The sequence below is a fragment of the Caulobacter sp. HJHS_5 genome (assembly GCF_056683955.1).
Genome location: NZ_JBWZNC010000008.1, coordinates 53,880 through 66,200, shown reverse-complemented (window position 1 = coordinate 66,200; position 12,321 = coordinate 53,880). Strand labels below are relative to the sequence as shown.

Here is a 12,321-nt window from a genome sequence, read left to right as displayed (position 1 = left end):
CCCACGGTCATCTCAAGTCCTGAAAGTAGGCGAGCATGGCTTTGGGCGTGCAAGCGGTGTGCGGGTACGCGTGGAACCCCTCGTCCTCTTCGAACAACACCGTTTCGTTGAGGTACAAAAACTGCTTGTCGCCGGTGTAGCCTCCCATCCTATTTTTCGAGTTCACTAGCCCGCAGGTGATGCCGTCCTCGGTGCTAATTTCAGAGAACTTTGCCGATCCGGGATCAATCAATCGATCTTTGACCGCTGTCTTTACTTGCCCGTCGCACGCTCCACCGAGCAGGGACAATCCGACTATGGCGAAAAACTGCAGTCGGCCGATGGTAGACTCCAAGTGATTGCTCAAGCTTTCTCCCTCCCTGGTGATCGGGGAGTTGGAAAGCCTCACCTAGGAGAAGCCGCGCCAGTCTTTAGGCTCGCGCCCTGGACATACACTGACGCCTCCCCGACCGCATGGTCGAGGAGTGCTGGGGACGGCCGCACTCGGGCCGCCTAGGTGAGGGGTTTCCACGCCCCAGGTCCGCCTGTTGCGAACCCACCGCCTTTATGAGGCAGTCACCGCCGCCGGGGCAATGGAAAGCTGGCGCGCGGGCTTTCGCCTGCATTAGCGCAGGAACTTTCGTAAAATGCCGACCTAGCAGCAGCGAGAGATCGCTATGGGCGGGATCGGTTCAGGAAGGTGGAGAACGGTTCATCCGGCGGCGGTTGAGGACCTACCAGTCATTGATATGCGCGTATTGCGCCGGCTGGGCGTGCTCAGGTCGGGCGAATGCGTCATCGACACATTGCGCTGGGCGCGCGGCGGCCTCGGCGTCGCTGAGGCGCACATACGCATCGATTTATCGATTCTGGATGCACCAACGATGGTGGTGACCGTAGCGCAGGGCGGCCGAGTGCTCCGGCAGGTCGTTGAGATCGAAGCCGAGGCCTGCCGGTTAGGTGGCCACCGCTTCTATTTCCGGTGCCCCACGCATGGTCGGCGCTGCCAAGCCATCTATCTGCATAGCCAGCAATGGGCATCACGGCAGGCTCACAGGCTCGCCTACGCCACTCAAAGTATGTCGGCGCTGCCGCGAGCCAGAAAGCGCCGTCGCGCGCTGCATGCCCATTTAAAAGGCCAAGCGTCGGCTCCGAAGCCGCGCGGTTTTCAACGTTACAAGGTGGCGCAGCGGTTGGCGCAGGCACGGGCCGAGGAACGGGCGCTGTTTTCGGCGGCTCTACAGAAGCGCCTCGACCGGGCCGACTAGAGAGTCTGGTGCCCACACGGTACCCAGGAAGCCCTCCGCGCTCGATAAAGACGAGCGGGCTCAAACGGTTGGGTGATGGGACGGAATGTTTCTAAATCAGTGGATCGGCAGCAGCCTCTATGCGTGTGCCGATCTGTAGGCGAAAGTCGGCAAGCGCCACCAGCCACGTGAGAACGAAATGCGACGGACAGTGCACGTATGCTCGTGAATTAACTTGCCAAGCTTCTTTGTGATTGAGGCAGCCAAGATGCGAACCACGAGCGTAGCGCCATGACCGACAGTTCTTCACCTCCCGTGTCCGCGACAGGCACGATCGCGGTGATCGTCGATTGCAACTGCTTCCTTCAGCTCCGCGATCTAAAGGATCTTGCCTGGCGCGACCTATTTCCGGGTGTGAACCGGGTCGAGATCATGGTCACGCCCTCCGTTGTGGCTGAGCTCGACAAAAAGAAGGTCGATCCCAAGGATCGAATCCGCAATCGCGCAAGGACGGCCATCAAGTTGATCGACGAGGCATCTGAGGCCAATCCGATGCGCGTCGTACTACGAGAAGGCCCGCTCGTGGTCGCGCTCAATCTTCCAGAAATCGCAGCTACCGAGTGGGGCAAACATCCAAGACTCGACGCATCGCGGCCTGACGACCACTTAGTAGCCCAGGCGGTCGATCTAATATCCGACGTTCCAAAGGCCCTCCTCTCGCATGATAGCGGGCCTCGTCTGGCAGCGCGGCGGCTAGGACTTGTGGCCAAAAGCGTCCCCGATGGATGGCTACTGCCGGACACGCTCGACGACGACCGCAAGCAAATACAAAAGTTGCAGCGCGAAAATGAGCTGCTTAAGGCACGCTATCCGCAAGTCGTGGCGGGATGGGGAAGCGCGGAAGCGCCTCTGACAAGCCTTAGGACCGAACGTCTGATCGTTCCGGCCTTGTCGAGCGAGATGATCGCGGCTGCCGTCGCGTTATGCCGCGTGCAATGGCCCCACGCCACCGCCACGATGAAGATGGGAAGCCGCTTCTATATCGGCGACGACGACACGTTAGGCCGGTTCGGCGAGGACGACTACCACCGCTACGTCAAGAAGTGGGCGAATTGGGCTGACGGCTTAGCATCATTCTTCGACGAGCTCCCGAAGCGCATCGCCAACAGAACCCGGTTCGCCAGCGCTATGTTATGGTTCGAGAATGTGGGCGCAGTGACCGTCGAGCGGCTAACAATCGACTTCGCGGTGTCGGATGGTTGGCAAGTGCTCGCCGATCAGAAGGACGTCGATGACATCGCGCCGTTTCCGGTCATGCTGCCCGGCCCTCCGCTGACACCTTTCCAACAGGACCAGCGTGATCGGGCGGCGAAGGCCGACGATGTCAGCCGGCAGTTTCGGCATCTCGTGCATCAGCCGGCGACGACTCGCGATCCGACTGGCTTCTACTGGATCGACCGGCCGCGATACGAGAGCACACGAGGCAGATATGGGTGCGAAGAATTCCGGGCGAAGCGGCGACATGAAGATGTCATTTGGTTGTGGCCCCACGAGGCTGCGCCGCTAGACGGCAAGCTCATCATCGACCTCCATGGCTCCAATCTGAGCGAGCCTCTGGAGATTGAGCTTCCGCTCGAATTTGCCGATCGAGAAGCGGCGTGGGACGACAAGGTTGCGCTTGCCGCGCTAGAGCCGCCGCTTGCCAAGATCATCGCTCAGGTGACCGGTGGGGGAAGTTAGCGAACGTCTATCTTCTTAAATCAGCGGATCCGTGAACCGCTTTGTCTCAGCTCCGGCACCGCAATGAATAGTCTGGGCAGGGAACATGGTCTTCTCCGCCTCGCAGCTACTCCGGCACGCCGCGCCTGATTGACCCAGAACTGGCTTTCACAGCCAGGTCAGCCTCGGTAATGTGACGCCTCAACTAGGATGGCCCAACGTGCAAATCGAAGCGCTAGAGTTGAGTCCGGATCAACTCCTTCTAGACCCCAATAACTATCGATTCCACGACCTTCCCGGCTATCGACAGGTAACTCGCGCCCGCTTTGCCGAGGCGGGTGTGCAAGAGCGCGCCCTCCAATTTCTCCAAGAAACCCAGGCGTTTGATCTCGGCGCCCTAAGAGAATCGATTGTCTCGAATGGCTTCGTCCCGTTCGAGCAGATCGTTGTGGAAGCATACCCCGTAGAGCTTCCGAAGTTGGCCGAGGCCGACCAATCGAACGGAGATAACCAGCCGTCGGCAACCAAGCGTATGTACGTTGTTGTCGAAGGAAACCGTCGTGCTGCCGCGATCAAGACATTGCTACGTGACCATCAGGGTGGTGCTCGCGACTTAAAGCCCGAAATTCTTGAGACCCTCCGTACGATTAAGGTGATCGAGATCACGGGCACTGACACTGAACGGGCCAAGTATCAGAAGACGCTTATGGCGATACGCCACGTAGCGGGGATCCGGGAATGGGGCCCCTACCAGCAAGCCCGCCTTGTAGTGGAAATGTACGACAATGAAGAAGGTGCGTTCGGGCCAGTCGCTCAACGTATTGGCATTAGCTCTCGAGAAGTAGCCAGGCGCTACCGCGCATCGAAAGCCCTAGAGCAAATGGAAGAGGACGAAGAGTTCTCCGAATATGCCGAACCTAAGCTTTACGCCTTCTTCCACGAGGCCGTTTCACAACCCAAGGTGCGTGAATGGTTGAAATATTCTGACACCACATATCGCTCAGAAGATGCAGAAGCTCGGCGCGTGTTCTATGAACTTCTGAGCCCTCGAGAGGTCGATGGAGAAGTCCGTCCGCCAAAGCTACAGAACGCCAATCGGCACATCCGGCAGCTAAAGGATATCGTCGATAAACCTGTTCCACTGAAGATCCTAAGCGACCCCGAGCGTAGTCTTGAAGACGCCGTCCGCGCCGCAGCGGCTGAAACCCCCGAAGACGAAACAGGTATTCTCGAACATGCCTTAGGCGTCGCCCTGCAAGCCCTGAGGCAACCGAGCATTGATGCCTGGCTAAGTCCGGACGATCGCGCCAAGCAGATATGGGCGGATCTGGTGTCTGTCGTGGACAAGGTTCGCGCTTTCATGCCTCCCCGTGACGCCTAAACAAGTAGTCGACAGACTCGAAGAAGTGTTTTGGCCCGAGGGTGAACCTCGACGGCTGGTTGAGGCTATTGAGATCGAACTTTCCGACACGTTCGGCGCTGCATCCATTGTAGCTGCGGAGCGCGCGGAGCAGCTAACTCCTCGCGTTTCTCAGCTCATTAGCCAGCGCCTGGCCGAATGCGACGCTCAGGGCATTGTCCCGCGCCTTGTGCTGTTGGGCGGCGCGTTTGATATAGTTGCGGGGGGGTGCCATCGGCTGAGCAGCGACAGCGAAGCCGTCACGTTTCTGAAGAGGCGACGCCAACAGGCCGCCATGTTGCTCGCCGCGATGCGGTCGCTCACCTTTAATGAGTTTGAGCACTTCGGGGTGAAGGTCCTCACGGAACTGGGTGCGACTACTGCGGAGGTCACGCCTAGCAGCGGCGATGAAGGGATCGATTTTTTCGGGGAGCTGAACCTCGGTCAGCTGACAGATCACCCTCTGCCTTTTCTGAAACTGGCTCGGGACATCCGGCTCGGCTTTATTGGGCAGGCGAAGCACTACCCCACGCGAACGATCGGACCCAATGTGGTCCGTGAGATCGCAGGGGCCGTGGCACTAGCCAAAGCCGGAGCTTTTTCTCGGGACAAGGTCGACCTTTTCGATCGGATCGACCTTCGGTCTCATTCCTCGATCGTAACCCTGCTTTTGACCACTGGATCTGTATCGTCTGGTGCGGTGCGATTAGCGTCAGCCGCAGGGATCGTGATACGCTCAGGCGAACAGTTGGCGGTGTTCTTAGCGGAAAAGGGCGTTGGAATGCGTGACGATGGGAGTGGCCCAGTCTTCGATCATGCCGCCTTCGCAGAATGGCTGTCTCCGTCCTGACCTTATTGGAGAGCACATTGCTGCATTGGGGACGCCCCCCCGCCCGCCCCTCTCGCCTTCACGACTCTGAGTGCTCCGCCTAAGGTCGCTGAAAGAATGAAACGCCGGCAAAACCGCCTAGGGTAGTTGGGCCCAAAGCTGCTGCCCACATTGGCACCCAGGTTCTAAATCAGTAAATCGGCGTAACCGCCTGTCCGATCTCGTCGGTCGGAATTTAGACTAAGCTCGCCAATCCGATTTCGTCAGCTCGCCTGAGTAGATAGCGACCGTAGGCTCTTAAGATTACCGGGCGAGCCTCCGCAAGCGTGGCCGGGGCTGCTTTCGATGGCGGGGTGCCAGGCCCCCCATGCCGCGACTGAGGACCGCTGTCTGTGGGATTATTGACCGTGGCCTGGAAACGCTGCGCGACAGGCACGCTAGCCTCGCCGTACTTGTCGATTTCATCGTTGGTCCATTTTCCGATCTTGGCCATGTCTTCGTGCAGAAGAAACAGCGTCGGCATAGTCACCCCGGCGATCCCCAATGCCTGTAGCCGATGCCGTGCGCCTACGTCATGACGCGCCAACGCCATGCAAAGCTCAACATTGTCTTCTAGCGGATTTTCCCACCGTGATAGCTGAATGCGGCTTCTAGACAGCACCTCTGGAGCGAATGGCTCGGAATTGGGGTCTCCTAGCTCGAAGTCCGCAATCCGGCCCCTGTCTCTACGCAGAACCGACAGTCGAAGCGGCGTGTAGTCCTTGTAGTGAACAAAGAGCACGCCGTTCCACAAAGCCCTGAGAGCGGCGGCCCGGTTCTGCACGACCTTCACATCGTCGGACACGTCCAGGTGGGGAGAAGCCCAGAAATAAAATCGCGGTGAGGAGTCCTCTTCCTCGACCCAAACCCGCACGTCGTAACCCGTGCTGCGATACGCCAGATTATCCAGACGCCAATCGTTGGCGGTGATGTCCGCCACCCACTCTGAACTCATAGCTACCCCTACCGCCGATTTAATTCCCAGATTGCTCTAGGATTTACCCTGACGAGGTCTCCAGCGTCCTCTTAATAGATTGTGGTCACCAACCAGACGGCCACCATGACCACGTCCGAACTTGAACGCCGACACTTGACCCGCCACGCCCAGGCGCTTTTCCCTGGCGCGGACGTCGGCGTCACCCAAGACTTCGACAACGAAGTGATCCACCTCGAAATCGATGGCGTCACCTACACGTTCGAAATCGGGAGTGACGACGACCGCTACGTCTTCGTCGGCCCCGACCGTGTCTTCGACGTTCCGTTGCTAGACTGAGTCATAGCAGCCGCCCCTAGATCCCAGGAGACGGTCGCCATGACCGAGACACCGACCAAAACAATCACGCTCAAGGAACTTTGCCAGGAGCTGAAAGTCGATCCGCGCGAAGCGCGCATGGCCCTCAGGCTGGCAGCTAAGCGCAAGGCTGAATTTCCGACCCTAGGCAAGGATCGCGCGATGCGTCAGCCCTGGGAATGGACGGCAGGGTCGAAGGCCCTGACAGAAGCCCGCAAGGCCCTGACCGCCGCCCTTTCAGGGCAATGACCGCCCAAACTGGCCAGAACCTCCCTACGGGGACTTTTTGGCCAGTTTCCAAGTGCGCTTCACCTTCTGCACCTTTAGCTCGCGTGCAGCGCGCCTGAGGGTCCGTTCAGAAAACGACCGCTTCTCGCCCACCGCCAACACCGCCTTAATCTCGACCGCGCCGCCGGCGAGTTCCCGCCGTAGGAAGTCCTTCGCGTCGTTGATCGCTGTGTCGGGGCGACCGGGTTTAGCGGGAGGCCGGGTGAAGTCATCCGGTCCCAGATCACACTCCCCACGCCATGTGACCTTCGGCAGGCGGCGACTTGCCTTGTCGCCCCCGGCTAACTCGTAGAGCAGCGTTGGCCCCCGTTCGGACAGGTTGTGCTTGATGTGCACCAGAGCCCGCAATGCTGGGTCTTCTGGGTGTTCGCCGATCAACACCGCAGAGCGCGCCGCGGCCGTGATGTCAATCGAACCGAGCCCCCGGAAAATGGCCTTGTCCTTGTCGCCTTTCGTCAAGTGTCGCAGAGCAATGACGGTGACGCCTTTGGCTTTCGCCATCTCGCTTAGGCGCGCCATGAATGGTCGGGTCTCGTTGGCCTTGTTCATGTCGATGCCGCCCTGCATGTAGGCGAGCAGCGGGTCCATGATGACCACCTCAACCCCATTGTCATCGACGTGCTTCTCGATCCATCCTAGGGCCTCCTCTTCGAGTCTGAAAAATTTGGTCGCGAAAGAGATTTGGCTTAGGTCCGCCTTCATGCGCATCAATCGGCGCACGAGAGTCGTCTCAGGGTCGTCTTCGGCGCTAAGGAACAGCACCCGTCTCGACTTAGACGCCGTTTGCCCTGGCAGGTCGCGACCAGCGGAAACAGCTGCCGCGATCTCGCACAGCAAGAAGGTCTTGCCGACGTTGGGATCGCCCTCCAGCAGGTTGACCGCACCGCGTACGAAGTAAGGATCCCACAGGAAGTCGACGTCTCGAGGCGTGACTTTCGCCATCGACTTGAATAGGCCCTCATCAGCGGGCTCGTATTTGGCGATGCTGCGGACGATTTTCTCGATGTCGCCGCCCGAAAGAGGTGGGCGGCAGTGAGCTTCATTCACCGCCGCTAGGGCCGTCTGAATGATTTCAGAACCAAAACCCTGACGCCGAAAAGACCCAGCTAGGCTGGTCAGCCGATTGTCGCGGCCGCCCTTCGGGATGCCGCCCCCTCCTTTCGCAGCCGCCTCCTCTTTCCCCCTTTTGTTGATCGCCAATATGGCCGCGCGCGGTAGGGCAGCGATGGGCACGTCGAAATTTTTCGACTTGTAGCGCCCACCTTCGGGATGAACGCTTCCGGGCAGCACCAAGTAGCCCGACGCAATCACGTCGAGCTTGGGCGAAAGGTTGATGCGAGAGCCCTTCACCCTCCCACCATGGTCGAAGAAAAGATGCCTTCCGTCGCGGGTTCGGGTCTCGCGCGTGGGCGGCAAGGCCCCGAACGTCGCCAGAGCCGATTCTCCCTCCGGTCCATCGACATCAATGGCTAGCAGGGAGGTGCCGAGAACAACGCCTCCGAGGTTGATGTCAGGAGTTTCGCGCAGCCAACGCTTTACTTGTGCTAGCTTGCGCGTCGCGCTTTTGCTGCCATTTGGGCAATAGCGGGTATCTGGACGCTTTGACCGTGGCTCCAGGGCGATAACGCCCATGCCAGCATCGATGGCAGCCTTAGCGGCGGCCATCTTCCGCTCGGCCTTCTGGGAAAGCCGCTGCTGGGTCATTGGCCCTCCTCGCGAGGAAAGCGCTTGTCGATATCCCTAAGAATGGCGCCAAGGTGGCGCCTGTTTCGGAACTTCGCGATGACCTTGACCCACTTCCCCCGTCCGGTGGCAGGATCGGTAATCTGACGCATGACGAACGTGGTTTTCATCGACGCACCTCTGCGAGGGCTACGATGTGGCCTTCGATCTCCGCTGCGATCCACGCCACGGTATGGGCGCCGACGCGAACGCGCTTTGGAAATCGGCCCGCCGCCTCCAGCCTAATGAGACTTGAATTGCTGAGCTTAATTCCGCGCCGACGTAGATCGGCACGGTCGTAGAGAATTTGCATGTGAGCCTCCTTTGCGAAGGCTCGTGAAATTAAAGGGAAGCCCTGGAGCGTCCACAAGCCGCCAGCCAACGACTAGCCAGAGTTAGAACTCTGGCCGCTGCGACTTTGATACCGCTCGCGCGCGGCGTTGATCGCGTTGTTCACTGTGGTTTTGGACTTTGGCCATGCGTGATCGTTGTGGCTTTTTATTCGGGACCAAACCTCGCTGTTGGCGGCCCGGGGACCAACCACGGCGAGAGCTTCGTCACAAAGGGCGTCAAGCCAAACAAATCTTGGCTTCGGACCGGGCAGACGCTTCGGCAATTGGCGCAAGTTGAGGCCGGAAATGTCGGCTTCGCATTCCAACATAGTTCCGTCAGAAAGTTCGATGAATCCGCCTGCATCAACTCCTGGCGGCAAGAGCAACGCATTCAGTTCGTACGAAGCTTCTTGGAAAAAGCGCCTGCGGGTGCCGTCTCGCGGGCCATACATTATGACCCCGAGGCGGCCATCGCGGGCGTACTCACGCATTATTGCCAAGGCAGCCCTAGCGCGCGCCCATGCGCTTGGGTTCGCGGATTTTGGAATTCCCGGGGCTGCAACCGCCCGCTCTGCGCCAGTCCATCCCGGCACGAAGGTCAGCCCGAAGCGTTCAAAAGCTTCACCGAGCGGAATAAGTCGCGGTCCAACGCTCACTCGCCAGCGCGCCCAACGCTGCTTGCTTCCATCTGGCCAATGAGAAGGTCCATCTCGGCCATAACCTCATCGTGCGCGATTAGCGGTCGATCGTCCGCTAGGCTAGCGGCAACCTTAGCCTTCAACCACTCACGGTAGCCGCCGTTTTCGTCGGTCTTAGGCTGCACTGCTTCACGCTCCCACTGTGGGTTCACACACAAGCGAGCTAAACGCTCAGTCATTCGGCGTTCCACGTCCTGTGAGGAATACCGGGTCTGCGGTCCGCTCGGCTGGCCGCAATCTTGGCCTGTAAGCAGCCATCATGGCGCCTGCTCATCAGATTTTTGGGGTCCGGAACGCGAGACAATTGCGTCGCCGTCATTCGAAGCCTTCGCTCAGACCATAACGCCTTCCCGCCTCGCTAAAAACTCCGGCTTCAAGGCTGAACGCGATCGAGCGCCTCGAGAACCGTACCCCACCTGTCGAGCGCATCTCTTTTTTCGGCATCGTATCCATAGCGATTATACACCGCCGCTACGCCAGAGATCGTCCCGCTGATGTGGTTCAACACCTTCTCAACCACATGCGGCGGGACGGCCGCCCGGGCCATGCCAGACGCCGCAGTCCGACGTAGATCATGTAGGCGCCATTCGGTGACTTCGGCCTGCTCGGATAGCCGACGCTGCATCTTCACGAAGCCGCTGATCGGCGTCTTACGGGTGGTCGTCAGCACATAGTCGCTGCTTTGGAAGCGCGGCGTCTCCTTCAGGATCGCCAGCGCGAAATCGTTCAGTGGCACAACGTGGGGCTTGCCGTTCTTCGCTCGCTCGGCCGGGATGACCCATTGTTTGGCGTCAAGGTCGATCTCGCTCCAGCGCATGGCTGAAAGCTCCCCCCGGCGTTGAGCGGTCGCAAGGAGCAAAGGCACGAACTGACGGAACGGGTAGATCTCGTCCCGGCACGCTGTGAGCAGTCGCCGGATCTCAGCGTCATTCAGCACGCGGTCGCGGGACTTCTCCACGCCCGGACGCGTCATTCCTGCGAGAGGATTGGCGTCTACAATCTCGTGCTCGACGCACCAGTTGAACAACTTGCGGGTGTGGGCGAGGATTCGATTGGCCTGGTAGCCAGCATCTCGCTCCATCGCATCATCCATGATTGCGCGAATATCCTTCCGGGTGACTTTGCGGATGTCCCGCTTACCCAACGTGGGGAAGAGTTCTCGTTGAAAGGTTCGCTCCGCCTCCCGCCAGCTTCGGTTTCGGGGGCGTGCGTACCTTCGAATGAACTCGGCACAGATCGCTTCGACGAAGAAACTTGGCTGCGGTCGGAGTCCGGTTGGATCAACGCCTTCGTCCACGATGCGCAAGACGGCCATCGCCTTCTCGCGCGCCATGGCGAGGGTGACGCGCGGATAAGGCCCAAGAGTTTGGCGGCGCTGCTTCTCACCAAAGCGGAATTTGACGTTGAACGTCTTCTGTCCGGACGGCGCTACGCGCATCGTCAGTCCGGGAAGCTGAAGGTCGTGGACCTCATAACGTTTCGATTGAGGCTTCAGCGCCTCGATCGACCTATCTGTTAGTAGTTTCCGCATCCCCATCCCTTTCGGATGGCAATCGAATAATCACACGGCGGACGCGATCTCAAAGAAACAAACAGGCCGTGGAGGACACGGAAAAGGAAAGTCAGGCCTGACGCGACCTGCTTAACTCGTCATAGTGACCGGGGGGTCGTTCGACCGACGCCCCAACGGAGAACACGCACCAACCGGCGCGATCCATTCTCTGGTTTCGCGCTCTCATGTAATCGCGTGATGCCGTACCCTTCCTAAGAACCCGTGAGAACCTGGCCAAGCGGCCAACGATTGCGGATAACAGGCGCATGTCCGAACGCTCTTATCCTGAGTTTGCACTCACCACCGCGATACTGGGGCGTACGCCTAACGTAGAGATTTCGGAGGGCGAGTTTCGCTCTTTAAAGCGCGATCTCGCGAAGATTGACGTTTACCTCAGCATCGAGGAGGCGTGGGACTCACTTCTAGCCAACTATCGGGCACTCGAGCTGGCATTGGCAGAAATGGGCGTTGCTACCTTATTGACGGGCGGCGGCAACGACATTCATGACTTTGATGATGCGCGCCGGACCGGAACCCGGTTGGTGGACAACATGCTGACTACTGCGCGCGCGTTTCTCGACAAAACACCAAGCCAAGTGAAGCATCTCTTCGGCCAGATCGCGCAACAGGAATTTCGTTCGGCCACGAACAAGTCGTACGACACCTACGCGGGCTATAAGTTCATGGACAACCTGCGGAACTACGCCCAGCACAACGGCAGCAGCATCAGTGGTGTCACCTATAGCCTCCGGCGCGAGGAGCAGGCAGACGGTCCGGATGCGCTGGTTCATAGCGCTCAGATCGGTATCAACCGAAGCCTTTTGGAAAAAGAATTCAAGGAACACGCTCGGGAAGTCTTGGACCGGGTGAGTGACAAAAATGGCAAGATCAATATTTTGCCGCTCGTCCGCGAATATTTGCAGGGCTTGGACGAGGTGATGAAGCTGGTCAGAGAAACTGCCAAAGGGCCTCTGGAGGCGTGGCTAGCCAACAATGAGAGCGCGTTAAAGAAACTCGCTGATGCCGGCGCCCCTGAAGTTGGGCAAGTTGCAGTGCGCTTCTCCGAGCGGGGCATATACGCCGAGCAGGTCCGCTTACATCCAGAAGCAAGGAAGAGGCTCCAGCGCCTTACCTCCCGCAACCGCAGCCTCGGACATCTGACCCGCAGCCGAATCGTGAACTAGCTCTTCATCATGTGACCAGTCAGATGCGCCGAGACTGCCGCT

Annotated in this window: 14 protein-coding genes; 7 read left to right on the top strand and 7 right to left on the bottom strand. The window is 59.2% G+C overall.

Annotated elements, in window-relative coordinates; translation table 11 throughout:
• Positions 1-7: 7 nt before the first annotated feature.
• A complete protein-coding gene (locus ACFLIT_RS16170; protein ID WP_479912298.1) occupies positions 8-334 on the bottom strand; it encodes a hypothetical protein in 327 nt (108 codons plus the stop codon).
• A 322-nt stretch (positions 335-656) separates the two neighbouring features.
• Between ACFLIT_RS16170 and ACFLIT_RS16165 the strand changes: the two genes are divergently transcribed.
• The 4 genes from ACFLIT_RS16165 to ACFLIT_RS16150 all read left to right on the top strand — a co-directional run bounded on the left by ACFLIT_RS16165 (position 657) and on the right by ACFLIT_RS16150 (position 5,194).
• Entirely contained in the window at positions 657-1,247 is a 591-nt protein-coding gene (locus ACFLIT_RS16165; protein ID WP_479912297.1) for a hypothetical protein, read from the top strand.
• A gap of 270 nt (positions 1,248-1,517) precedes the next feature.
• Positions 1,518-2,966 (top strand): PIN domain-containing protein, encoded by a 1,449-nt coding sequence (locus tag ACFLIT_RS16160; RefSeq protein WP_479912296.1) that lies wholly within the window; start codon positions 1,518-1,520, stop codon positions 2,964-2,966.
• Between the two features lie 199 nt (positions 2,967-3,165).
• Complete coding sequence (locus ACFLIT_RS16155) at positions 3,166-4,326, top strand: hypothetical protein (protein WP_479912295.1); 1,161 nt, start codon at positions 3,166-3,168, stop codon at positions 4,324-4,326.
• A 25-nt stretch (positions 4,327-4,351) separates the two neighbouring features.
• On the top strand, positions 4,352-5,194 hold the full coding sequence (locus tag ACFLIT_RS16150) for a restriction endonuclease (RefSeq protein WP_479912294.1): 843 nt from the start codon (positions 4,352-4,354) through the stop codon (positions 5,192-5,194).
• 214 nt (positions 5,195-5,408) lie between these two features.
• Here ACFLIT_RS16150 and ACFLIT_RS16145 read toward each other — a convergent pair whose 3' ends face one another.
• Positions 5,409-6,152: a hypothetical protein gene (locus ACFLIT_RS16145; protein ID WP_479912293.1), complete on the bottom strand. Its 744-nt coding sequence runs from the start codon at positions 6,150-6,152 to the stop codon at positions 5,409-5,411.
• Positions 6,153-6,272: 120 nt separating this feature from the next.
• Here ACFLIT_RS16145 and ACFLIT_RS16140 point away from each other — a divergent pair, with 120 nt between their 5' ends.
• Positions 6,273-6,485: a hypothetical protein gene (locus ACFLIT_RS16140; protein ID WP_479912292.1), complete on the top strand. Its 213-nt coding sequence runs from the start codon at positions 6,273-6,275 to the stop codon at positions 6,483-6,485.
• A 39-nt stretch (positions 6,486-6,524) separates the two neighbouring features.
• Positions 6,525-6,752 carry a hypothetical protein gene (locus tag ACFLIT_RS16135; protein ID WP_479912291.1) on the top strand — a complete coding sequence of 76 codons (228 nt, stop codon included), beginning with the start codon at positions 6,525-6,527 and terminating at the stop codon, positions 6,750-6,752.
• 24 nt (positions 6,753-6,776) lie between these two features.
• Here the strand turns inward: ACFLIT_RS16135 and ACFLIT_RS16130 are convergent, their stop codons facing one another.
• From ACFLIT_RS16130 to ACFLIT_RS16110, 5 genes are all read right to left on the bottom strand, one after another.
• Positions 6,777-8,495, bottom strand: a complete 1,719-nt coding sequence (locus ACFLIT_RS16130) for an AAA family ATPase (protein ID WP_479912290.1) — start codon at positions 8,493-8,495, stop codon at positions 6,777-6,779.
• The gene (locus ACFLIT_RS16125; RefSeq protein ID WP_479912289.1) at positions 8,492-8,644 is read right to left on the bottom strand and encodes a hypothetical protein; all 153 of its coding nucleotides are present in this window, start codon (positions 8,642-8,644) and stop codon (positions 8,492-8,494) included. Before ACFLIT_RS16125 ends, ACFLIT_RS16130 begins: the two co-directional genes overlap by 4 nt.
• Positions 8,641-8,826, bottom strand: a complete 186-nt coding sequence (locus ACFLIT_RS16120; RefSeq protein ID WP_479912288.1) for a helix-turn-helix transcriptional regulator — start codon at positions 8,824-8,826, stop codon at positions 8,641-8,643. Before ACFLIT_RS16120 ends, ACFLIT_RS16125 begins: the two co-directional genes overlap by 4 nt.
• Before the next feature lie 671 nt (positions 8,827-9,497).
• Positions 9,498-9,722 carry an antitoxin PaaA2 family protein gene (locus ACFLIT_RS16115; RefSeq protein ID WP_479912287.1) on the bottom strand — a complete coding sequence of 75 codons (225 nt, stop codon included), beginning with the start codon at positions 9,720-9,722 and terminating at the stop codon, positions 9,498-9,500.
• Positions 9,723-9,916: 194 nt separating this feature from the next.
• A complete protein-coding gene (locus ACFLIT_RS16110) occupies positions 9,917-11,074 on the bottom strand; it encodes a tyrosine-type recombinase/integrase (protein WP_479912286.1) in 1,158 nt (385 codons plus the stop codon).
• A gap of 287 nt (positions 11,075-11,361) precedes the next feature.
• Between ACFLIT_RS16110 and ACFLIT_RS16105 the strand changes: the two genes are divergently transcribed.
• On the top strand, positions 11,362-12,279 hold the full coding sequence (locus ACFLIT_RS16105; protein WP_479912285.1) for a hypothetical protein: 918 nt from the start codon (positions 11,362-11,364) through the stop codon (positions 12,277-12,279).
• Positions 12,280-12,321: the final 42 nt, after the last annotated feature.

Excerpts from the sequence above, each read along its gene's own strand:
- ACFLIT_RS16110 (WP_479912286.1), bottom strand. The coding sequence starts at position 11,074 with ATGCGGAAACTACTAACAGATAGGTCGATCGAGGCGCTGAAGCCTCAA.
- ACFLIT_RS16105 (WP_479912285.1), top strand. The coding sequence starts at position 11,362 with ATGTCCGAACGCTCTTATCCTGAGTTTGCACTCACCACCGCGATACTG.
- ACFLIT_RS16140 (WP_479912292.1), top strand. The coding sequence starts at position 6,273 with ATGACCACGTCCGAACTTGAACGCCGACACTTGACCCGCCACGCCCAG.
- ACFLIT_RS16125 (WP_479912289.1), bottom strand. The coding sequence starts at position 8,644 with ATGAAAACCACGTTCGTCATGCGTCAGATTACCGATCCTGCCACCGGA.
- ACFLIT_RS16160 (WP_479912296.1), top strand. The coding sequence starts at position 1,518 with ATGACCGACAGTTCTTCACCTCCCGTGTCCGCGACAGGCACGATCGCG.
- ACFLIT_RS16115 (WP_479912287.1), bottom strand. The coding sequence starts at position 9,722 with ATGACTGAGCGTTTAGCTCGCTTGTGTGTGAACCCACAGTGGGAGCGT.
- ACFLIT_RS16135 (WP_479912291.1), top strand. The coding sequence starts at position 6,525 with ATGACCGAGACACCGACCAAAACAATCACGCTCAAGGAACTTTGCCAG.
- ACFLIT_RS16165 (WP_479912297.1), top strand. The coding sequence starts at position 657 with ATGGGCGGGATCGGTTCAGGAAGGTGGAGAACGGTTCATCCGGCGGCG.
- ACFLIT_RS16130 (WP_479912290.1), bottom strand. The coding sequence starts at position 8,495 with ATGACCCAGCAGCGGCTTTCCCAGAAGGCCGAGCGGAAGATGGCCGCC.
- ACFLIT_RS16120 (WP_479912288.1), bottom strand. The coding sequence starts at position 8,826 with ATGCAAATTCTCTACGACCGTGCCGATCTACGTCGGCGCGGAATTAAG.